Here is a 20394-nt window from a genome sequence, read left to right as displayed (position 1 = left end):
GCCTTCCGCCAGGATGGTTTATGCGCGTTATTCGCACATTCGCCAGGTCACAAGGGAACGCATACACGAGCAGCGGTGCATACACATACAGCAGCGATTCATACAGTACATTCGGCTCATGACAGGTTCTCCTTTCAATTCATATAAATCCTATCGGGTTTTGGTGATTGAAAGTATAGACTTGAATATCCTAATTGTCAATAGGAATACTGTGATTTTGGATAGTATGCCAAAAACGATTTGTCTGAAAGGGAGAATTTGTCGCTTTGCATAAAGAACCACCGCAGCAGGATTTCTTATGGGATCGGGTGGCTGAATCCGCGCTTTTGTGCTACAATATTTACAGGTGATGGATATGATTTTTAAACCGCGTCCGCTCAGCAGAACCATGCTGGATGACGCTTCGCTTGTCCGCGATAAGCAGCACTGCCGCCGGATCGGTCCGTGCGGTGTTGGTCGTCGGGCATTATATTTGAACAGTTATTTTATTGACCGGCATTATTATGTGCCGTTTTCCGCCATTACGCGGGCATTTAAGTTTATAGAAGAAGGCACCGGCGGTGTCCGAGGTGTGCTCGCAGGCAGAGCCTGTCTGCTTGTGGAGTATGACGGCGGCATGCAGCAGGTGTGCTGTTTCAAGTACGAGGATCAGATTGACGAGCTGCTGCGCGAGCTGCACAAGATGCATCCGGAGATTCCGTGCGTCAGCGAGGAAGAGGAGGCTGAACTCGAGGTCGAGTACGAGCGCCGGAGGGCGGAAGAACGCCGACGGCCGCCGCTCAGCATACGCGCCGAGCGGGAGATTGAGGAGTTGGAGAATGCGATCGCGTACCTCGAGCGCAAACCCGAGCTGTACAAGCGGCTCAGTCGTGCAGCCAAACGGCGGCGCAACTACCAGAGCAGGAGCGCGGGATACCGCTGGGCGGCTGCAGCGATCATGGTGCTCGGGGCGGCGGCGCTGATTTACGGCGTGGTGTCGCTCGTGTGCCGCGGTTTCTCCGGCGGATACCTGCTGCTGTGCCTGCTGGCGGCAGCTTTCCTGTTTGGCGGATGGCGCCTGCTGCCGACGGCACGCAACAACAATGCGGCTGTTCTGCGCGGGGATAAGCAGGCGCGGGTACAGATGCAGAACTATATTGATCGGTTTCCGGCATTTCCGCTGCCCGCACGGTACGCGCACCCGATCGTGCTGCGCCGCATGCAGCAGGCCATTGCGGAAGGACATGCGCTGAACGTCATGGAGGCGCTCGAGGTCGTCAAGGCCGATCTGCAGACCATGAATGCGGATATGCAGGTCTCGCAGGAGGAATACGCCGAGATTTCTACGATCAAGCCGCTGTTTCTGAATGCGGATTATAAGTAAGAAATCCAGCCTGAGGCTTGCAAAGCTGTTGACAACGGTATGGCTTCTCCCGTATAATAAATTCAGTAAAATGAAGTCGAAAAAGAGGGGATGGACGGATATGCTGTGTAAAAAAAGAACATGCGGCGTTCCGTTGAATCAAATAGGAAAACGATGAAAACTAAGGACCTTCTGCCCGCAAAAACGGCAGTCGGTCCCTTTTTTTAGGGAGGAAACAGATATGATCGAAAATTGGAATGACGTCCATATCGTACCGGAATTCAGCGATCAGGGTGTGGACTGCTACCGTCTGGCGGGCGGCAGCTTTGTCAATGAATACTACATCGTCTCGGAGGCCGAGACCCGCAAGCTGATGAACCATCCGGAGGTTGTCGGCTACGAGGTGTATGCGTCACTCGTAACAGCTACCTCGCAGATGATGTACTACCTCAAGGAGCAGAAAAAGATCACTTCGGCGAACATTCTGTCCATTCTGCGCGGCGCACTCAACTACCCGCTCGAGGAAAGCTGCTACAAGGAGCATATCCGTGTGCATGACATCAGCTTTATGTCCAGTGAGCGCGTGTTTGGCGAGAATGATGAGATGTCGCTCGATATCAAATACTGCAAGCTGACCATGGTGCCCAACAGCACGCTGATGATCGGCGATATCATCGCCTCGGGCGAGACGCTTGTGCAGTGCCTGCGCTATGTCACCGACTATTACCGCAAGCAGGGCGCCAAGCTGCGCAACATTCTGCTGTTCACCATCGGCGGTACCCAGGGCATTGAGATTCTCGAAAAGCTGACTAAAGAAATCCGCACCTACTGGCCGGACTTTGAGGGCTTCATCACCGTGTACTACGAGGGCGTTTTCAGCTGCTACGAGGAAGGCGACAAGGGCGTTTCCGGCATCAACCGTGCGCTCATCGACTTTTACTGGAAGGGCGGCATTGTGGCGCCGGAGTTCCGCCGTCAGACGCTTTCCATGCAGAATCCGCTGTTTGAGAAGTGCACGATCTACGATGGAGGTGCACGCCGTTACGAAATCCACGAGCACATTGAAGAGGTGCTGGAATTCTGGAACGGCATTCTCGCGCGTGCCGACAAGATCGACAAGCAGGCGCTGCTGGAGGAAAAACTGGGTCATGCGCTGCCGATTTCCTATGAGGACTGGCTGAAGGACTGCCACTATGAAAAGCTGGACGCAAAGCTGACGCGCTGGCTGTATCAGCAGGAGCGCGGCTTTGTCGAGAGCCTGAAGGACGTAACGTTGGAGGAGATCGCGCATCAGCGCATTGACGAGTTCACCACGACGCTCAAAAAGTACATTCTTTGAAAACACAAAAAGGGGATAAGAATCTATGAAAAATGACAACACACCGGTAGATATCGACTTTGCGGAAGCGGCCGTGCCGCATTATGCGCGCCGCGGCATCGTAACCATGTTCATGATCATGCTGGGCTTCACCTTCTTCTCGGCCAGCATGTGGGTCGGCAAGGAGCTGGCAGACGGACTGGATTTCGGCGGCTTTATCATCTCCATGATCATCGGCGGCTTAATCCTGAGCCTGTACACCGGTCTGCTCGGCTACGTCGGCGCGGAAACCGGCATGAGCCTTGACCTGCTGGCACGCAAAGCCTTCGGTGCAAAAGGCTCGTACCTGCCGAGCGCGATGATCTCGTTTACGCAGATCGGCTGGTTCGGCGTCGGTATCGCCATGTTTGCCATTCCGGTTGCAAATGAGCTGCTCGGCGGCAGCACAGCGGCTGAATGGGTGCTCGTTATCATTGCGGGTGTGTGCATGACGGCCTCGGCGTATTTCGGCATCAAATCGCTGACGCTCATCAGCTATATTGCGGTTCCGCTGGTTGCAATCCTGGGTACGGTTGCCATGGTGATGGCGGTCAAACAGGGCAACGGTACGCTGATTGATCAGTTTGCCAAGTCCAGCGGTACGCTGACCGTTGTCGGCGGCGCCGGTCTGGTTATCGGCTCGTTTGTCTCCGGCGGCACGGCAACGCCGAACTTCTCCCGCTTTGCCCGCAACGGCAAGGTTGGTGCGATCACGACCGTTATCGCGTTCTTTATCGGCAACTCGCTGATGTTTTTCTTCGGCGGTATTTCGTCGGTCTACGTCGGCGGCAATGACATTTTTGAGGTTATGATCAACCTCGGTCTGTTCTATCTGGCGATTCTGGTCCTCGGTCTCAACATCTGGACCACGAACGATAATGCACTGTACTCGGCGGGTCTGGGTCTGGCGAACATTTTCGGCCAGAGAAAGAAGCCGATGGTGCTGGTTTCCGGTATTATCGGCACCGTGCTTGCGGTCTGGCTGTACTGGAATTTCACCGGCTGGCTGAATATTCTCAACTGTACGCTGCCGCCGGTCGGCATCATTCTGGTGATGAGCTTCTTCATGGACCGTGAAAAGTACAAGGACGTTGAAGTGACTGAAAACGTCAACTGGTTTGCAGTTTTCGGCGTTGTGCTGGGCGCTGTGGTGGCAAATCTGGTCCCGTGGGGTATCGCATCCATCAACGGCATGATCGTTGCCGCTGTGTGCTATCTGGTCGGCAGCAAGGCGAAAAAGTAAGCAGAATCAAAAAAATCCTCGGTTTAACCCAAGGTCAGCCGAACTTGCTGACCTTGCGGTTTAATCGGGGATTTTTTATTTTTGCAAATGCCTCGTTCAGCATGGTCTCAGTACCGGACGGTCTGAAATCGTGTAGCTGACCAGATCGCTGCTGTGCAAAATGGGGGGAGAAACAGAAAAGGCCTGACAGCGCAGGCCTTTTCAAAAAGAGGTGTGAATTCGGGCGGTTGGGGTATCAGGAACGCCCGAAGGATCAGTTCTGATTTTTCTCGTCGTGCCGCTTGACCACGCGGATGCCGATCGTCAGCAGCACGGCGGAAATGATGGCTGTGGTGAGGACAAAGCCGTCCTGCAAGGTAAACAGGAACCGATCGGCCAGCATGACCGTGCAGATCAGCACGCTGCCGAACGCTTCGAGCTGAAGGCCGCGCCGACGCGATAACTTGGAAAGCATATGCTCGGCCTCCTTTTACTGAACGCCCATTGCCGCCAGAATGACGCGCATGATGACAAGGCTGATAGCCGCATCAAGCAGACAGACGGCGATGAGCAGCGGATGCCACTTCTTGTTGGTGTCGGTTACGAGCACGATACGCGCATAATGTCCGATGAGCGTACCCATCAGGATACATGCCGGGAGCATCATAGACGCCTGACCGAGCGTCAGCGCGCCTGCCTCATACATGGAAGCGGCGGTCGCGCAGCCGGAGGCCTTGGCGAAGAACGCCGAGATCAGAACCGCGAAAGCCTCGCCCGGCAGACCGAACAGTCCCATGACCGGCGACATGACCGTGCCGAGAATGTCCATCAGACCGGTCTCCTTCAGAATGTACACCAGTACATAGCCGAGAATCATCGCAGGGGTGATATTTTCAATGCCGACCTTGAAGCCCTTTGCGCAGCCCTTGAGGAAGGTATCTACGATTGAAGGTTTCTTTGCCTTTGCGGGTGCGGCCGCAGCCGCTGTATTGGTTGCCTGATTGCTCATTTCCGTTACCTCCTTATGCCTTACCGCGCTTTGCACGCAGAATCAGACGGACGATGTTCGCGCCGATCAGCTTGCAGACGAACATGATGACGATGCACGGACCGAGTGCCACCGGGCAGATCGCCACGAGCGGCGCGCCGCCGGTGATGGTGTTGTTGATGCACGCAGAGCCTGCGTACTGATACGCTACGAAGATCGTGCGCTCGTCATCCGTGATCTCGCCGTCCTCGTACAGCTCACGGGTCATGACGGCCGCAACGTCCGAACCGGTAAAGCTCGAGATGAATGCGATGCCGCACTTGCCTGGGATGCCGAGCAGCGGACGAAGCAGAGGACGGAACAGGATGTCCGATGCCTTGAATGCGCCGAGCTGCTCGAATACACCGAGCAGGCCGCAGAAGAACATGACCGCCGGGATCAGGTTGAAGCCTGCCATGAAGCCGTCCTTCGCGCCGGTGCCGCCCTTGCCGATGAGGTTCGCACCTGTGTCACCGATCTGTCCAAACGAGCCTGCCAGATTGGTAAAGTCAAGCACCTTGATTGGACCCTCCGCCGTGCGGAATGCACCGGACAGCACAAGAATGAGCACAATCAGTGCCAGCCACGCGCCAATACCGATCTTTTCCTTGTTTTCTGCCTGTTTCTCTTTGTTTGCCATGAGTTTATACCTCCTTATCCCTTTTGCGCCGCCGCTTATTCGGCAGCCTTTGCAAAATCGTCGTTCAGCGTATACGCTGCGCACGCCGCAAGCACGCTGCGCTGAAACAGCGATTCTACTTCCGCATATTCGTCCGGGGTGTGATTGCCCTCGCCGCGCACGCCCATGCCGCACACCGTCGGCACGCCGCACGCTACCGTAATGCCGGAGTCCGACAGACCGCCGACCTGGAAGCAGCCGATCTCACCGAAGCCGCAGTCATGTGCGGTGCGCTGCAAATGATGGAACAGCGCCATAACGCCGTCGGTCGTATCCATACACTGCATAACACGGCTCAGATCGAGCTCTGCCGTCGTATCCGGCACCGAGTTGTGATTGGTTGCACGATGCAGAATTTCGAAAATCTCGTCTCGCACCTCCGCATTCGGGAAACGGATGCCGATGCGCACCTCGCAAGAGTCGGGGATGGTGTTCTCACCGATGCCGCCGTCCACCATGCCGCAGTTCATCAATCTGCCGCGCATGATGTCGTTCTGCGACTCGATCTCAACGATCTTGTGCGCTGCCTCGAGCACCGCCGAGCGGCCCTTCTCCGGCGCAATGCCCGAGTGGGATGCTCTGCCGTGAATCCTGATGCTGACCGGGCCGCCGCCCTTGCGGCCGACCACGAAACGGTTGTCCATGTAGCCGGTCTCGAAGTTGAACGCCGCGAGCGCGCCTGCTGCCTCCTCTGCGAAGATCTCCTTCGCGTCCGAACGCATATGCAGGTTTTCCTCGTCGCTTGCGAAGATGAACTTGATCGGACGCTCCTTCCAGTCCACGCTGTCGAGTGCCTTGACCGTGTACAGTGCCATGACCAGACCGGCCTTCATATCCAGCACGCCGGGGCCGTGCGCCATGCCGTTTTCATCTACGCGGAACGGATTTTCTTTCGCCGCGCCTTCCTTGAATACGGTGTCCATGTGGCCGATGAGCAGAAGTGGCGCTTTAGAGCTGCCGGGGTTCCACTCGCCGATGAGCATGTCACCGGAGTTCTGAATGGCGCGGACACGGGTGTGGATGCCGGCGTTCTCCATCTCGCGGCGCAGGATGCTGCAAACCGCGTTCACGCCGTCGATCTGCGTTGTGCCGCTCTCCGTGTTCACCAGATCGCGCCAAAGGTTCAGCATCGGTTGTCTGTTTTCGTCGATGTACTGGCGGATCTGCGTGTAAATTTGCTCCATTTTCGTATACCTCCTCTATTGAAAGCCCGTTGTACCGGGGCTTAGTTCACAGCATCTTTACCGCCGCGCCTGCAATGAGCACGGACACGATGGTAACGGTGACGAAGCCTGCCGTCAGCATTTTCGGCAGCAGGAAATTCAAGATCGCTTTCTTTTCCTTCTCGTTTCGTCCGAACGCCTCGGAGACCTCCTGCGGAATGAGCATGGTGGTCGGGAAACCGAACGTGCAGCTGATGCCGTAGGCCGCCGCAAGGCTGATCGGGATGCGCAGCAGCTTAGCGCACAGCAGCGCGGCCGCCATGGTTCCGAAAACGCCGCAGGCCGCTGCGGTCAGCAGCGCAGGCAGAACGGACAGCACCTGCTCCGGCGTGGTCTGCGCCAGATTGGAAAAGATCAGAATGGTGACGAAAAACGTGATCAGGCTGGAGGCCTGCGTTTTTCCGAGGATGTTTTTATCGAGGAAACCCAGTGCGAAGAACACCGCGCCCATGATCAGGCACATGACGAAGTAGTGAACCGCACCGCCGGTCAGCTTGGATGCATAGTACGCGATGACCGCAACGACTGCCAGTTTGGCGAGGTACATCGAAGGACGCTCGCAGCATTTTGGCAGATGCAGCGGACCGTGATGCGCCGCGTCGTTTTCCTCCTGCAAAGTGCTGTACTGCTCTACGAGCACCGCGTCATCGCGGATGAGCCTTGCTGTGCGCCGTAGCAGGAGAGAGGCAATCGGTACGCCGATGAACTTCTGTGTCACATAAAGCACGATGCAGAACGTCGCTGCCGTCGTGAGGTTCATCTCCTTGAGCGTGCTCGTCATGATGAGCGTTGCCGCGCTGCCGCCTGCGAAGATCGGTGCGCCGGCGATCGCCATTTCGCTGCCGATGAACGGCCGTCCAATCAGTACGATTGCTGCAACTGCGCCGCACACGCCGAACAGCGCGGTGACGACTACCTTCCACTGCCGACGCAGCTCCGCGAAGTCGATCGTCGTGCCGAGCGACACGATGAGCAGACCGGCGATGATGTTGCCGAACCCGGTGATCTGCGCATCGTCGATCAGTGTGCGCGGCAGGATACCGCTCCAGAAGCCTGCAAGCAGCAGGATTGCAATGCTGAGCACCGTGGAGAATATTGCTTTGGTCTTCTGCGCAATCAGATCGCTGACTGCGTAGATGCAGAACAGAATCGCAAGTGCGCTGATCGGTGTCATAAGCCTCATTCCTTTCTGTGTCTATACCGTATCATAAATTTGTTATGCCTGTCCAAATCATAAAAGTTATAGTGACGTTATAACCGAAACGGAATAGTATTCATGTACAGTTTCACGCCCGCTTTTCATGAAAAACAGACAAAAGAATAGGCGCTGTGACTAAATCACAGCGCCTTTGCTTTGACACTATTCGGTATACCATTCTGCAGTTTTTTGTCCATTCTGCTTTTGTTATAACCCGGTCATAACAAAACGGAATAGCTTATTATAACCCTCGAAACGTCTTATTTCTCATTTTTTGGGTAAAGCTCCTCCAGCATCTTTACAAATGCCTGTGCTTCTGTGCTCAGCATTTCTCGGCTGCGCTGAATCCAGCCTACATTGATTTGTACTTGACAGTTTCGGATTGGAATGGTGCGGATGCCGTACTCCGCAAAGTCCGGCGCGCTCAGTCTCGGGCCGAGGCGAACCACATCGGTCGAGCGCAGCAGCGACAGGATGGCCGCGCTGTCGTTGACGTAAACAACACGCTTGAACTGCTCGAGACGCACGCCGTCGATCTCCAGATAAAAGCTCAGATTGGAGAAATAATCGTCCGGAAGGCGGACGAACGGATGGGGCAGGAGCTGCTCCATCGTCACCTCAGACGCATGATACAGCGGATGGTTCGGACCGAGATTTGCGTACCAGGTGTCCGAGCCCAGCGCGTGGAATTGAATGTTTTTGAACTTCAGCATGTGCTTGAGCTCCTTCACCTGCACGTTGTTGCTCATCACAAAGCCAATCTCTGCTTCGCCGTGCTCCACGCTCTCGATCACCTGCTGCAGACGGTTTTCCACCAGCTTGAGCGCCACGCGGTTATCGTGGTAATTGTTGTAGAACTTCGCCATCAGACGCCCCATTGTGATGATTGGATAGGAGGCAATAGACAGCACCGGCGCGTGCTCTTTCTCCGATAAGCCCTGAATGAGCTCCATCTGGTTAATGATCGTGCGCGCGTACTGGTAGAGCTTTTTTCCCTCGTCAGTCAGCACGACACCCTTGTTCGTGCGGTTGAAAATACGCACCTTGAGCTCGTTTTCCAGATTGCTGATGGCCTTGCTCAGATTGGGCTGCGTGACGAACAACTTCTCCGCGGCCTTGTTGATACTGCCCTGCTCCGCAATGGCGACAAAGTAGGTAAGCTGCTGAATTTGCATAACTCTTTTCCTCTTTTGCATGTAGTATCTTCAGTATAGCATATTCGGGCGGAAAATGTCAGATGATCTTGAGGAGGGAATACCGCGAAAATGGACGAAAACCATTTGAATATTCTCGGCGTGCGCGATAGCGGCAGCTATGTGTCATAAAAGGTTAGACAGCAGTCTTGATCCCGGCGCCGCGCGCACACACTTCCTGCGAGACTACATCATGGGCCGCATTTGACACCTTTTCTTCCCCCCATACAGCCGGAGAACCATCAGCAATGGTGGTTCTCCGGCCTTTGCGTTTGCGCGTAAGCATGATGAAAAGTAATCGAAACCGCTTGCGAGGGAGGCGATTTTGCACGCATATAGGTGTGATATTGACTGTAATGAACCTCGTGCATTCCATACCATACAGAAATATATTTCGGCATTTACGCAAATAGCATAAAAATATAACTAAATTCGGTAGCAGCATATACATCTCACGAGGGGGAACGTAAAATGAACAGTACGGAGCGGAAGAGAATTTGCTATTTTTCTGCTCCTTGTAGATGTAGTTGTACAGCTTGCGAACCAGGACCTTTCGGAAGCCGTGGTTGCCATACTGGTCTTCCTGCGGGAAAATACCGTACTTTTCAGAGTAGTACCGCAATTCTTTCTTGTCCATCTCGAATAAATGACAGACCTCAGCAATGGTATAAAACTCTTTCATTTTGTGATAGTCGATATATTTCATTGAAAATCAGCTCCTTGATATGAATTTAGATAGTGAAAACGCATTTCACCGCAATTCATGCTATCTTATACATATGTTGGTTATCTCACCGCAAAAGCTGCAATGGCTCCTTGAAAAAACAACCCCATGCCAAGCTGAATAACAAGGCATGGGGTGATATTTACCGCATAAATCTCAATTCATCAATTCCTGCCGTATCGCGCATCGTCACCGGCTGCACACCCAGTTTTTCGAATTGCTTCCTTACGGTTCGGAGCTTATTCTCGGACAGCCCGCTGTTTTTCACAGCCTGTGCATAACTTTTGCAATCGGACAGCTTTTCGACCAGCAGTCGCATATTCTTCCTCGTAGCGGAGTGTTTGACGGTTTCAATCCGTGCGATGCAGTCGGAATATCGCACAAACGGCAGATTTGCGTGCAGCTTTTTCATATATGAGTGAATGGTTTTCTCCGACTCATTCATCACGGTTTTCAGGATTTCCTTGTTGCTGCCCTTGACTTCATCGGACAGGCCGCGCTTGAACTTCGCTCCCGAGCGGGACACCTCGAACCGAAGCATCGGCGCGTCATACTGCTCCAGCAAGTCCTCCTCCATCAGCTGAAATGTCTTGTCATAGACCGTCAATGTGGTCGTCTTGCAGCAAATACGCCACGAATGCGCGTTCTTTTCCTTATGATTAGGGAATCCTTTGCCGAATGTACACAGCTTGTACTGCTTCATGTACGGGCTACGTCGAATGACGCGCAGCGCCTCATCGACCCATTTCTGTGACTCGGGGAAGAAGTCCAGACAGCAGTTGATGCGAGAGAGCGTCAGCTGTTCGAACTCGCAGTCCAGACCGATTTCACGCAGCAGCTTGGTCATTTCCTTGTCGAGCGAGTTGAGCTGTTTTTCTTCCGCCTGGAATACTTTCTTTGGCACATACTCTCCGTGCAGTAAAGTATGAGGATTGAGCCGAAAATGAATAAAAGATGCAAGATTTTTCTTTGTTTTGTTCTTGCTACGCACCTGCTGGTATAGATAAAGCACTATGCCCTGGCCGCAGTAAGAGGTGCAGATATACTTCGTCAGACCTTTCTCAGAATGATATGTCGTGTCTGGATAAAAATTGCCAGAATTCATACTTTTCAGACTATGAAACACCTTGTTGAAGTCCTTCTTAGACACCCTGTGAAATAATTCGATCGTGTGGATACCATAGCGAGAGTCCATGATTATTCACCCTCCTTCGCAAAGCAGCCGATGACTGCGTCGTGCAGATCGTCCGATGATTCACAGATCGCATACAGTTCATTGGCGGCTTCAACTGCATGGTCATCCGTGTCAGAAATAATGTCAAGGTTCATCTGAAAATCGGCGTCATTCCAGAGCAGCAGTGCCTTTGCGCGTTTGCCGTCGCGCCCGGCCCGTCCTGCCATTTGGTAGAATGACGCGACGCTGAACGGCAGTTGAGAGACAATAATCAGGCGAATATCCGGGACATTCACGCCCATTCCGAACGTAGAAGTTGCAATCATAATATGTGCCTCACCGGAACGAAAGCGCGCTTCCTGCTCGGCTCGGTTAGACAGCCTGCTGTGGCAGAGGGCAATAGCAGAAGCCGAAATATCGCAATCCTCAATCAGAAAGTCACGCATATCTTCCACATCGCAGACGCGGGTGCAGTAGATAACAATTTTCCCTTTACTGCCGTATTTCTGAACCGCTTTTCTGACTTTCGCATAACGAACAGCATCATTTTTCACAAATGCTTTCTTGAGGGACAGATTAGAACGTTTGAGCTTGCCGATATGTACAACAGGATTTTTCATATGCAGACTTTTCACGATATATGGAATATCATCCGGCATAACAGTTGCGCTGAAAGCAGCAACGACGGGAGAATTGGGTAAATCCTTGATGAATTTACCGATATTGCGGTACATGGGACGAAATTCATTGCCCCATTCCGTCAGACAGTGTACCTCGTCCACAACAACCGTATGTACGCTATTCTTCTGAATTGCCTTCCAGAGACACGAGGATCACTCAGTCGTTCCGGCGCAACAAAGAGCGCCTGGAGTTTACGATGTGTCAGCTGTTCGATTGTATTGGTATTCTCCCTGTTTTCGCTATACAGGCAGCCCGCTCGGATTTTATTGTCCTCGCAACGCTGCACCAGATCGCGCATGAGTGCAACCGTCGGGAGAATACCAATCAGCAGACCATTTGGGTGCAGGGTAATCATTGAGAGAAAGCAGATTGACTTGCCCTCGGAGGTTCGTGCTAAACCAAGTACATCTGTACCATCGGATAAGTCTTTGATTACCTTCTTCTGAAACGGCTTGAGTTTCGAAATGCCAAAGGTATTGCATATCATCTTTTCCTGTTTGTTCGTCATAATCTTCACTCCAAAACATAGAATTTTCATTCAAAACTGAAATTTTGAAATTTCGTCTGAACTGCCTTTATTCCATTGTTGAGATTGAAGTAGAATTATAATTTCACAGGAAAAACATGATATATAATAATAGCAAAAGACATTGTACTATGTATTTTTTTCATTCCATCCTCTTACCCAGCTCCAGCATGCTGATACCGAACTGCTCTGACGCTGTCAGTGCCATCTGCAACGACGCTTGCAATTTTTGTTCAAACTATTTGTCTAACTTTTTGGGCACTTCAACGTGCGGTACGGTGTCCGAACGAAGTCGAATACATCGCCTTCTGCAGCGCGGGCAGAAGCGCCCGCGCATAGCCCTCCTCCATCGGTCCGTCGCTGCGATTCACATGGGTCGGTCGAAAAATACAGAGCGAAGCGTGCACTGCGTGCAACGGCGTCCGTCGGTTCTCAGTTTGCATTGATTTTTTGATTATTACGCACATTTCTTTTATTATAAATTGTGCATCATTAACTACTCATTTTACCTATCGCACAAAATGTAATTAGTTTTTTATATATAGTATACAGGAATTTCTTTCCACCATTGTCAATCCGTGCTATGATAACAAATGCGGTCAGCGCCTTGCAAGGATGTGAATTTCGAAGCACGATCTCTGTGAAGCAGGCAGGCTGCACGCTAAACAATCCTATCCGCTTGCAGCAGGCCGGAAAACGCAGCATTGATCAGGTGTATTTTATTGGGGCGGCTGTAAATTGGAAGCGAAACCAGAGAAGGAGAGAATGTTTCGTGAAAACCAATCCAACCATGCAGGCAGAGGCGGTTCTGCCTACACGACCTGTTTCCGCAAACGAAAAAATCAATATTCTGACACGCCTGGCTTACGGCGGCGGTGACGTAGCGTGCAACGTTTGGCAACAATCAGTCTGCCTGGGCCAAGGTAATGAGCATCTGGGCCGCAATCGCTGTCCTGCTGCTCTGGATGTTCCAGAGCACCAATCAGGCTGTTGTCGGCACGATTCTGCCGTACTACTGCAAGTATGTGTTCCATAACGACTCGTGGATGTACAGCACGCTGTATCTTTCCGAAACCATCGTTCTGATCGTCGGCATACTGTATCAGCTCGACAAAAAGTACCCCGCTATCATGAAAGAACTTGCAGAGCGCGAAGCGCGCGGCGAGCTGTAACTTGCTGATCTTCATGATCCCTCAACCGTTCCCGGCATGGCTGCAATGCTGTGCCGGGAATCTGTATTTCCGGCTTTTCCCGCCCTGCCCGCACCGGTCGGCAGGGCGTTTTTCGCCTGTGCGCCGTGTCCGCCTCGCGGATATTCACAAAAAGTTTATCGCTGCGGCATTGCGGCTGTCCGCTCTTCTGTATATAATAAATGCAGAGCACATTCCTGTGTCACCCCTCGCGATTACCGAACGATTTAGGGCAATACCGTATAATTAGACAAGAGCGATTTGCGAGCAAATTTTGTGCTCTGATAAGGCGCGGTTTTGCAGCAATACTTTCGTATTGCAAGAAATCGCAACGCAATCAGGGTGAAAAATTTCGGCAAAGCGCCGCAGCTTTAATTGTGCGGTGTTGCCTTAGATAAAGGAGCACCCGTATGTCAACCAACAACCTGTCCACTCCCGCCTCCGGCCGTTTTTCCCTCAGCGCCGCGGCACTTCACATTCTCGCCATGGTGCTGATGCTGATGGATCATCTCTGGGCGACCCTCCTGCCCGCGCAGGACTGGCTGACGTGTGCCGGACGGCTAGCCTTCCCCATCTTCGCATTCATGGCGGTGGAAGGATATTTTCACACCCACAGCTTCTGGAAATACGCCCTGCGACTTGCGCTGTTTGCCATGCTCTCCGAAGTACCGTTCGACCTGATGTACGGCGGAACCTGGTTCTATCCGGTGCACCAGAACGTGATCTGGACGCTGCTGCTCGGTCTTCTGGGCATTCATCTGATGGAAACCGTGCGCAAAAAACAAAAAACATGGCTGTACCTGCTCACCGCCCTGCTTGTTGTGCTGATCGGCACAGTGCTGGGCACCCTGAGCATGGTGGACTACTACGGCACCGGCGTGCTGACGATCTTTATCTTCTACTTCTTCCGCGGACGGAAGTGGTGGTGTCTGGCAGGACAGCTTCTCGCCCTCTACTGGGTCAATGTGCAGCTGCTGGGCGGTCTGCTGTATCCCGTCCATATATTCGGCATGGAATTTGAAATCTGTCAGCAGGGGCTTGCACTTCTGGCGCTCCTCCCCATCTGGCTGTACCGAGGACGGCAGGGCTATCACAGCAAGCCGTTCCAGTATGCCTGCTATGCCTTTTATCCCGTACATATGCTGATCCTTGTGCTGATCCTGCAATATCTGACCCGCTGACGGCTATACCAGTATTTGTAAGCATCTGTAAAACTTGTTATTTATCAAATGCGCGTTCTGTTATATAATAAGTAAAACATCAAGACCGCGCATTTTCTATTTCTGTTTTATGAAGGAAAGTGTGCAGGACAGGCCGGCTGCTGTGTGCGGTGCAGATCGACCGACTGCAAGAGAGAGCACTTTCCCCACGATAACACTGAAAATTTTCGGTAAGAGAGAAAGGAAAAACCATATGAACTGGAACATTATTACGGATTCAAGCTGTGATCTGCTCCCTTCCACCAGTCCGGACGGAAGGATTCGGCTGACCAGTGTGCCGTTTACCATCCGCATCGGGGAGCGGGATTTTGTCGATGACGAGCATCTGGATACGATGGAAATGCTCTACGCCATGGAGCAGGAACACTCGGCCGGCCACACCTCCTGCCCCACGCCGGACGCATGGCTGGCACAGTTTGAACAGGTGGACTGCGCGATCGCGATCACCATTTCCTCGCAGCTGTCCGGCAGCATGAACAGCGCTCTTGCGGCAAGAGATATGGCGCTGGAGAAAAACCCGGATAAAAAGATCGTCATTCTGGACTCCTTATCCACCGGACCGGAGGTTCTGCTTTGCGTAAAGGAGATCGAGCGCCTGATCCGTCAGGGCCTTTCCTTTGACGATATTGCGGCGCACGCCAGAGGTTTTCTACAGAAAACCAAAATCCTCTTTGCGCTCTCCTCGTTTGACAACCTGATCAAGAACGGACGCATCCACCGTCTGACGGGTATGCTCGCCAAAGCTCTCGGCATCTGGGGCATCGGCAGCGGCAGCGACGAGGGGAAGATCGCCTTTGAAAGCAAGGCGCGCGGTGCGAAAAAGGTCGTACAGACGCTGGTCAGCACCATGAAGGAGCACGGATTCATCGGCGGAAATGTCGCGATCAGCCATTGTGATAATCTCGCACTGGCTCAGACGCTGAAAAACAGCATTCTGGATATCTGGGAAAATACCAGCATCGAGATCCTGCCGACCCGCGGGCTCTGCAGCTACTACGCCGAGCGCGGCGGATTGATTGTCAGCTACTGATTTCAACAAACAAAGGGCGAAACCGCATGGTTTCGCCCTTTTTCTGTTCGGTTGATTGTTTTCCGCTCACAGCACCTGCATATCCGCCGCACTGCACGCCGCAAGGAACTCCGGAGCCAGCTCAGCGAACAGATCCTGCAGCAGCGCATCCAGATCCTCTCACGGCCCACCATGGCCAGCCATGCCTTGAGCGACTCGGCCTTCTTGGACGGCACGGATTTGATAATGCGCAAAAAAACAGTTGCTTCCTATTATGCTTTTGCATATTCTCATCGTCAGCACATCATTTTCCATCATTATGTATTAACTCCATCCATTTCTTTTCGTTTATTGTATCTGTTCTTGCATTGATTTCCAGTATGCAAATCGGTAGAAAGCAGTACGAACTCAGCAAATGGCAGGCAGAGGCGCAGAACAAGGTGGAGCTGTATTTGCTGACGCAGCCGATTACGCTGAAAAGTGCCGACGGTATATAGCCGGATCAAAGTGTGCCTGCAATTTATATCCGAAATGTGGGCGGCAATGTGATTTATCTGGAACGGTATCTCTTTGACGGCAGAGAGTACCCATTGGGAAAAGAGGTTTTGCCGCCGATGTCTGTATGCGAGGGCTATCGCTATGTTTATTTGCCGACAGATGGAACGACCCATGTTTCGCTGCAAATATATTTCGAGGACTGGCAGAAAAAACAGTGGACGACAAAGGGGGTTGCGGATTGGGAAGGCGGTATTTGGAAGATTACATATCAGCCGTGCGTCCGCTGTGCAGAGCAGCTGCTAACGCGAAAGAAACAGATCTGCAAACCATAATTTTCATGAATAGGAACACATTGTGCATACGGTTTTTCTACATGAATTGCACGGTTTCAGTAAATACTACCACTATCGCAGCAGAAATACCGAAAATGGGAGGCGGAATTGCTATGAAAGCAACCGGAATCGTGCGCCGGATCGACGATCTCGGCCGCGTTGTTATTCCGAAGGAGATCAGAAGAACGCTTAGGATTCGAGAGGGTGACCCGTTAGAAATCTATACCGACCGCGACGGCGAAGTGATTTTCAAGAAATACTCACCGATGGGAGAGATGGGCGCGGTATCCGCCGAGCTGGCGGAGGCTATGGCGCGTACAGCAGGCATGAGCTGTGCCATCTGCGACAGGGATGCGGTGATTGCGGCAGCAGGCGGTGCGAAAAAGGATATTCTGGAGCGGAGTATTTCATCCGAGCTGGAGCAGCTGATGGAACGCCGCGAATGTTACGAACGCGGTGTGGACGAGCAGCCGGAGGTGCTTATCTCCTCTCAGGACGGCTGCGCGGTGGTTGCGGCGGCGCCAATCATCACAGACGGCGATGTCAGCGGCTGTGTCGCATTTGTCAGCGAAAAAGAGGACGAAAAGGCGGATGAAGTGCTGCTCAAGCTGTGTCAGTCAGCGGCACAGTTTTTGTCCAAACGTATTGCAGTGTGAAAGGAGCGTTCTCTATATGCACAGGCACGATCACAAAGAGCGTGAGCCAAAGGCCTTCCCACAGTACGACGATGCGGCGCATATTGACTCGGCAGCAGTGGCCGAGCTGCCGCCGTGGGAGCAGACACGCGAGCCGAAAGGCGATCCCAAAGCAACGGCCTACACGGAGAAATACTGCGAGGAGCAGCAGAGATGAAAACGGCGGAGGCTGTCATGAAACTGCAGCTTCGCCGACAAGCGAGAACGGGTCGTGGGCCGTTCCAAAGTTGTCCGAAAGTTCCCATACGGTAACTTTCTCCCTATAGAAGTCAAAAAAGTCAGGTACACGCCCTGACTTTTTTGGCATTTGCAAGCAAATGCTATTTAACGCGCGCTGTCGCGCGGATTATTTGAAATGGCAGGGATATAACTTTTTATAGACTGAAACGGCGGAACGATACAAATCGTTCCGCTGTTTGGCGTTAAATCATATATTCGATGGTATTCTCTGCCGTCAGGCGCGTCTGGTCATTAAACAGGAGAATGGCTTCGCGGGTGTCAATCTCGCCAAGCGCGTAAACCTCGTGGGTCTCACGCTCGAAGCAGGGGCGAGGCGCGAGTCGGTTGTATTCGCACGGGTGGTCGTACACCATCTGCACGCCGTCCGTATCGAGCGGCTGATCAAGATAATACGGGTCGAACACGCGCACCATGTCATTCTCATCAATGCCGGTGAGCGTCACATAGTGCTCTCCATCGAAGTGCAGGCGTACCACGGCAGCGCCGCCGCAGCGGAGTGCGTCGCGCAGACGGCTGTTCTGCCCGAAATTCACCGCCGGACCAGACAGATACTGCGTGGAGATGTGCAGGCGGCCAATCTTGCCAAAGCCGTTCAGCCAGTTGCTGAGGAACATCATCGCCGCACAGGAGGTACCGCTTTTGCCGCTTACGCCGTCCGAGCCGTAGCAGTCCAGACAGTACAGCATGATGTTGCGGACAGCCTCCGGCGGGATATCCTCACGCTCAAACAGGAATGCGAGCGCATTGAGCATGGAGGTTGGACCGCAGTCATATTCGGAAAGCTGGTAGCGCAGCGGATTTTTCATAGGGGAACCTTCTTTCGTGTGGCGTATTCCTACCGGATTACTATATAATAGTAAGGTCAATGCCGATCAATGTCAATACAAATTTGCGGAAAGCGCATATTCATGGTATGATAAGTATACTTCCCGCCAAAGATAGGGTGGGAAGGAGTGAATCGGCATTGCTAAAACTGATTCATGCGAGTAAAATATATGCTAAGAACGGCATTTGTGCGCTGAACTCAGTCGATCTGACCGTGCAGGACGGTGACTACATTTCGGTGACCGGCGCATCCGGATCGGGCAAAAGCACACTCATGCATATTCTGGGTCTGCTGGACAGCCTGACTGACGGCGAATATCTGCTCGACGGAGCAGCAGTCGCACATTTGCCGGCCAAACAGCGGGCGCGTCTGCGCAGTGAGAAGATCGGCTTTGTGTTTCAGCAGTTCCGGCTGCTGACGGGCATGACAGCGCTGGAAAATGTTGCGCTGCCGCTGGCGCTGCAGGGCATTCCGCGGGATGAGCGGAGCAAACGCGCACTGGCGGTTCTGGAGCACGTTGGCCTGTCTGATCGGGCGAATCACCGGCCGCACCAGCTTTCCGGCGGACAGCAGCAGCGGGTGGCAATCGCACGGGCGGTCGTGACAGAACCGTGCGTGATTCTGGCGGATGAGCCGACCGCAGGACTGGATCCTGCTGCGGCGGACAGCGTGCTGGAGCTGTTTGACCGATTGCATCGGTCGGGGCATACGCTGGTGCTCATCACACACGATGAGCGGGCAGCGCAGTGCGCCGCAAGGCGGATGCATCTTGAAAACGGGTGCCTTTTCGGGTGAGATTATCCGGCACCGGATAATCAGTGCATGAAAATAACGCAATCAAACCTAACAGGTTTTCCTATATAGAAGGAGGAAACAAAAATGGACCGTCGGGACAAAACAAACTACTACCTCGACATGGCGCAGGTTGCGCTTGAGCGCGGAACCTGTCTGCGCCGCAACTTCGGCGCGGTCATCGTTAAGAACGACGTCATCGTATCCACCGGCTACAACGGTGCGCCGAGAGGTCGTGCCAACTGCATCGACATCGGCACCTGCATTCGTCAGAAGATGGGCATTCCGCGCGGCGAAAGATACGAATTCTGCCGCTCGGTGCATGCGGAGATGAACGCCATTATTGCCGCTCCGCGTGACCAGATGATCGGCGCGACGCTGTACCTGGTCGGCCGCGATATGTCCACCGGAAAGATCATGTCGGACGCAAACTCCTGCACGATGTGCAAGCGCCTCATCATCAATGCGGGCATTGAGAAGGTGATTATCCGCCGTGACACAGATACATATGACACCGTGAATGTGCACGACTGGGTGGAGAATGACGACACGCTCGGCAGCAGCATGGCATACTAAACAGACATCGGAGAGAGAAAAATATGTCAATATTCGATATTTTTAAGAAGTTGGATGAAGAAAAAGCCGCAAAGGCATCCCAGCCGATCGAGTGGATCGTGGTCGGACTGGGCAACCCGGGTACGAAGTACGACAATACCCGTCACAATGCGGGCTTCCGTGCACTTGAGGGTTACTGCGCCCGCAGCGGACAGAAGATCGACCGCATGAAGTTCAAGGCACTGGCGGGTGAGGGTATGCTCGGCGGCAAGCGCGTGCTGTTCCTCAAGCCGCAGACGTTCATGAACCTGTCGGGTGAAGCGGTGCGCGATACGGCTTCGTTCTACAAAATCCCGCCGGAGCACATTATCGTGCTGTCGGACGATGTGTCGCTCGATGTGGGCACGCTGCGCGTGCGCGCAAAAGGCTCGGCAGGCGGACAGAACGGCCTGAAAAACATTATCTATCATCTGAACAGCGAGGACTTCCCGCGCGTGAAGATCGGCGTCGGCAAAAAGCCGCGTCCGGATTACGATCTGGCGGCGTGGGTGCTCGGCAAGTTCCCGGCGGAGGAGCAGAAGGCTATCGACAAGGCGTGCGAGGACGCGGTGAACGCGGCTGCCTGCATCATCGCGGAGGACTGTGCCGCTGCCGCGCAGAAATTCAACGGAAAACGCATCTAAGGAGTTGG

Annotated in this window: 23 protein-coding genes; 12 read left to right on the top strand and 11 right to left on the bottom strand. The window is 53.3% G+C overall.

What is annotated here, in order from left to right; genetic code table 11:
* The first annotated feature begins 355 nt into the window (after positions 1–355).
* The 3 genes from IEY11_RS11420 (at position 356) to codB (ending at position 3942) form a co-directional block, all read left to right on the top strand.
* Positions 356–1363 (top strand): ATPase P, encoded by a 1008-nt coding sequence (locus IEY11_RS11420; RefSeq protein WP_194461871.1) that lies wholly within the window; start codon positions 356–358, stop codon positions 1361–1363.
* A gap of 220 nt (positions 1364–1583) precedes the next feature.
* Positions 1584–2681, top strand: a complete 1098-nt coding sequence (locus IEY11_RS11415) for a hypothetical protein (RefSeq protein ID WP_227109084.1) — start codon at positions 1584–1586, stop codon at positions 2679–2681.
* Positions 2682–2706: 25 nt separating this feature from the next.
* Positions 2707–3942: a cytosine permease gene (gene codB, locus IEY11_RS11410; RefSeq protein WP_117489785.1), complete on the top strand. Its 1236-nt coding sequence runs from the start codon at positions 2707–2709 to the stop codon at positions 3940–3942.
* 253 nt (positions 3943–4195) lie between these two features.
* Here codB and IEY11_RS11405 read toward each other — a convergent pair whose 3' ends face one another.
* From IEY11_RS11405 to IEY11_RS11360, 10 genes are all read right to left on the bottom strand, one after another.
* Positions 4196–4396, bottom strand: a complete 201-nt coding sequence (locus tag IEY11_RS11405) for a hypothetical protein (protein WP_188886589.1) — start codon at positions 4394–4396, stop codon at positions 4196–4198.
* A 15-nt stretch (positions 4397–4411) separates the two neighbouring features.
* Positions 4412–4930 (bottom strand): nucleoside recognition domain-containing protein, encoded by a 519-nt coding sequence (locus IEY11_RS11400; protein ID WP_118361021.1) that lies wholly within the window; start codon positions 4928–4930, stop codon positions 4412–4414.
* Positions 4931–4943: 13 nt separating this feature from the next.
* Complete coding sequence (locus IEY11_RS11395) at positions 4944–5588, bottom strand: nucleoside recognition domain-containing protein (protein ID WP_118480957.1); 645 nt, start codon at positions 5586–5588, stop codon at positions 4944–4946.
* Between the two features lie 35 nt (positions 5589–5623).
* The gene (locus tag IEY11_RS11390) at positions 5624–6811 is read right to left on the bottom strand and encodes a M20/M25/M40 family metallo-hydrolase (protein WP_188886588.1); all 1188 of its coding nucleotides are present in this window, start codon (positions 6809–6811) and stop codon (positions 5624–5626) included.
* A gap of 46 nt (positions 6812–6857) precedes the next feature.
* Complete coding sequence (locus tag IEY11_RS11385; protein ID WP_188886587.1) at positions 6858–8024, bottom strand: hypothetical protein; 1167 nt, start codon at positions 8022–8024, stop codon at positions 6858–6860.
* Positions 8025–8308: 284 nt separating this feature from the next.
* Complete coding sequence (locus tag IEY11_RS11380; protein WP_188886586.1) at positions 8309–9223, bottom strand: LysR family transcriptional regulator; 915 nt, start codon at positions 9221–9223, stop codon at positions 8309–8311.
* Between the two features lie 154 nt (positions 9224–9377).
* On the bottom strand, positions 9378–9947 hold the full coding sequence (locus tag IEY11_RS11375; protein WP_118729672.1) for a hypothetical protein: 570 nt from the start codon (positions 9945–9947) through the stop codon (positions 9378–9380).
* A gap of 160 nt (positions 9948–10107) precedes the next feature.
* Entirely contained in the window at positions 10108–10869 is a 762-nt protein-coding gene (locus IEY11_RS11370) for a hypothetical protein (protein WP_147358094.1), read from the bottom strand.
* A gap of 293 nt (positions 10870–11162) precedes the next feature.
* A complete protein-coding gene (locus tag IEY11_RS11365; protein ID WP_330600809.1) occupies positions 11163–11921 on the bottom strand; it encodes a helicase-related protein in 759 nt (252 codons plus the stop codon).
* Complete coding sequence (locus IEY11_RS11360) at positions 11900–12328, bottom strand: DEAD/DEAH box helicase (protein ID WP_188886584.1); 429 nt, start codon at positions 12326–12328, stop codon at positions 11900–11902. The genes IEY11_RS11365 and IEY11_RS11360 overlap by 22 nt, the downstream gene beginning before the upstream one ends.
* A 944-nt stretch (positions 12329–13272) precedes the next feature.
* Between IEY11_RS11360 and IEY11_RS11355 the strand changes: the two genes are divergently transcribed.
* From IEY11_RS11355 to IEY11_RS11325, 6 genes are all read left to right on the top strand, one after another.
* Entirely contained in the window at positions 13273–13518 is a 246-nt protein-coding gene (locus IEY11_RS11355) for a hypothetical protein (RefSeq protein WP_188886583.1), read from the top strand.
* Between the two features lie 428 nt (positions 13519–13946).
* A complete protein-coding gene (locus tag IEY11_RS11350) occupies positions 13947–14717 on the top strand; it encodes a TraX family protein (protein WP_188886582.1) in 771 nt (256 codons plus the stop codon).
* Between the two features lie 232 nt (positions 14718–14949).
* Complete coding sequence (locus IEY11_RS11345) at positions 14950–15786, top strand: DegV family protein (protein ID WP_188886581.1); 837 nt, start codon at positions 14950–14952, stop codon at positions 15784–15786.
* 488 nt (positions 15787–16274) lie between these two features.
* On the top strand, positions 16275–16595 hold the full coding sequence (locus IEY11_RS11335) for a hypothetical protein (RefSeq protein WP_188886579.1): 321 nt from the start codon (positions 16275–16277) through the stop codon (positions 16593–16595).
* 113 nt (positions 16596–16708) lie between these two features.
* Positions 16709–17251, top strand: a complete 543-nt coding sequence (locus tag IEY11_RS11330) for a stage V sporulation T C-terminal domain-containing protein (protein ID WP_118761776.1) — start codon at positions 16709–16711, stop codon at positions 17249–17251.
* A 16-nt stretch (positions 17252–17267) separates the two neighbouring features.
* Positions 17268–17447: a hypothetical protein gene (locus tag IEY11_RS11325; protein WP_118761777.1), complete on the top strand. Its 180-nt coding sequence runs from the start codon at positions 17268–17270 to the stop codon at positions 17445–17447.
* Between the two features lie 265 nt (positions 17448–17712).
* Here the strand turns inward: IEY11_RS11325 and IEY11_RS11320 are convergent, their stop codons facing one another.
* Positions 17713–18336, bottom strand: a complete 624-nt coding sequence (locus tag IEY11_RS11320) for a cysteine peptidase family C39 domain-containing protein (protein ID WP_188886578.1) — start codon at positions 18334–18336, stop codon at positions 17713–17715.
* Between the two features lie 158 nt (positions 18337–18494).
* On the opposite strand from IEY11_RS11320, the gene IEY11_RS11315 reads away from it, so the two are divergent.
* From IEY11_RS11315 to pth, 3 genes are all read left to right on the top strand, one after another.
* On the top strand, positions 18495–19151 hold the full coding sequence (locus IEY11_RS11315) for an ABC transporter ATP-binding protein (RefSeq protein ID WP_199677291.1): 657 nt from the start codon (positions 18495–18497) through the stop codon (positions 19149–19151).
* A gap of 84 nt (positions 19152–19235) precedes the next feature.
* On the top strand, positions 19236–19724 hold the full coding sequence (locus tag IEY11_RS11310) for a deoxycytidylate deaminase (protein ID WP_118729684.1): 489 nt from the start codon (positions 19236–19238) through the stop codon (positions 19722–19724).
* Between the two features lie 23 nt (positions 19725–19747).
* Positions 19748–20386, top strand: a complete 639-nt coding sequence (gene pth / locus IEY11_RS11305; RefSeq protein ID WP_188886577.1) for an aminoacyl-tRNA hydrolase — start codon at positions 19748–19750, stop codon at positions 20384–20386.
* Positions 20387–20394 lie beyond the last annotated feature (8 nt).

It is taken from the genome of Butyricicoccus faecihominis, from assembly GCF_014648015.1.
Lineage (GTDB): Bacteria > Bacillota > Clostridia > Oscillospirales > Butyricicoccaceae > Agathobaculum > Agathobaculum butyriciproducens.
The sequence above is the reverse complement of the archived record's forward strand: the minus strand, read 5'-3'. Positions and strand labels throughout refer to the sequence as shown.

Bases quoted from the DNA above. Each gene is read 5' to 3' on its own strand.
- IEY11_RS11420 (WP_194461871.1), top strand. From the start codon at position 356: ATGATTTTTAAACCGCGTCCGCTCAGCAGAACCATGCTGGATGACGCT.
- IEY11_RS11415 (WP_227109084.1), top strand. From the start codon at position 1,584: ATGATCGAAAATTGGAATGACGTCCATATCGTACCGGAATTCAGCGAT.
- codB (WP_117489785.1), top strand. From the start codon at position 2,707: ATGAAAAATGACAACACACCGGTAGATATCGACTTTGCGGAAGCGGCC.
- IEY11_RS11405 (WP_188886589.1), bottom strand. From the start codon at position 4,396: ATGCTTTCCAAGTTATCGCGTCGGCGCGGCCTTCAGCTCGAAGCGTTC.
- IEY11_RS11400 (WP_118361021.1), bottom strand. From the start codon at position 4,930: ATGAGCAATCAGGCAACCAATACAGCGGCTGCGGCCGCACCCGCAAAG.
- IEY11_RS11395 (WP_118480957.1), bottom strand. From the start codon at position 5,588: ATGGCAAACAAAGAGAAACAGGCAGAAAACAAGGAAAAGATCGGTATT.
- IEY11_RS11390 (WP_188886588.1), bottom strand. From the start codon at position 6,811: ATGGAGCAAATTTACACGCAGATCCGCCAGTACATCGACGAAAACAGA.
- IEY11_RS11385 (WP_188886587.1), bottom strand. From the start codon at position 8,024: ATGACACCGATCAGCGCACTTGCGATTCTGTTCTGCATCTACGCAGTC.
- IEY11_RS11380 (WP_188886586.1), bottom strand. From the start codon at position 9,223: ATGCAAATTCAGCAGCTTACCTACTTTGTCGCCATTGCGGAGCAGGGC.
- IEY11_RS11375 (WP_118729672.1), bottom strand. From the start codon at position 9,947: ATGAAATATATCGACTATCACAAAATGAAAGAGTTTTATACCATTGCT.
- IEY11_RS11360 (WP_188886584.1), bottom strand. From the start codon at position 12,328: ATGACGAACAAACAGGAAAAGATGATATGCAATACCTTTGGCATTTCG.
- IEY11_RS11355 (WP_188886583.1), top strand. From the start codon at position 13,273: ATGAGCATCTGGGCCGCAATCGCTGTCCTGCTGCTCTGGATGTTCCAG.
- IEY11_RS11350 (WP_188886582.1), top strand. From the start codon at position 13,947: ATGTCAACCAACAACCTGTCCACTCCCGCCTCCGGCCGTTTTTCCCTC.
- IEY11_RS11345 (WP_188886581.1), top strand. From the start codon at position 14,950: ATGAACTGGAACATTATTACGGATTCAAGCTGTGATCTGCTCCCTTCC.
- IEY11_RS11330 (WP_118761776.1), top strand. From the start codon at position 16,709: ATGAAAGCAACCGGAATCGTGCGCCGGATCGACGATCTCGGCCGCGTT.
- IEY11_RS11325 (WP_118761777.1), top strand. From the start codon at position 17,268: ATGCACAGGCACGATCACAAAGAGCGTGAGCCAAAGGCCTTCCCACAG.
- IEY11_RS11320 (WP_188886578.1), bottom strand. From the start codon at position 18,336: ATGAAAAATCCGCTGCGCTACCAGCTTTCCGAATATGACTGCGGTCCA.
- IEY11_RS11310 (WP_118729684.1), top strand. From the start codon at position 19,236: ATGGACCGTCGGGACAAAACAAACTACTACCTCGACATGGCGCAGGTT.
- pth (WP_188886577.1), top strand. From the start codon at position 19,748: ATGTCAATATTCGATATTTTTAAGAAGTTGGATGAAGAAAAAGCCGCA.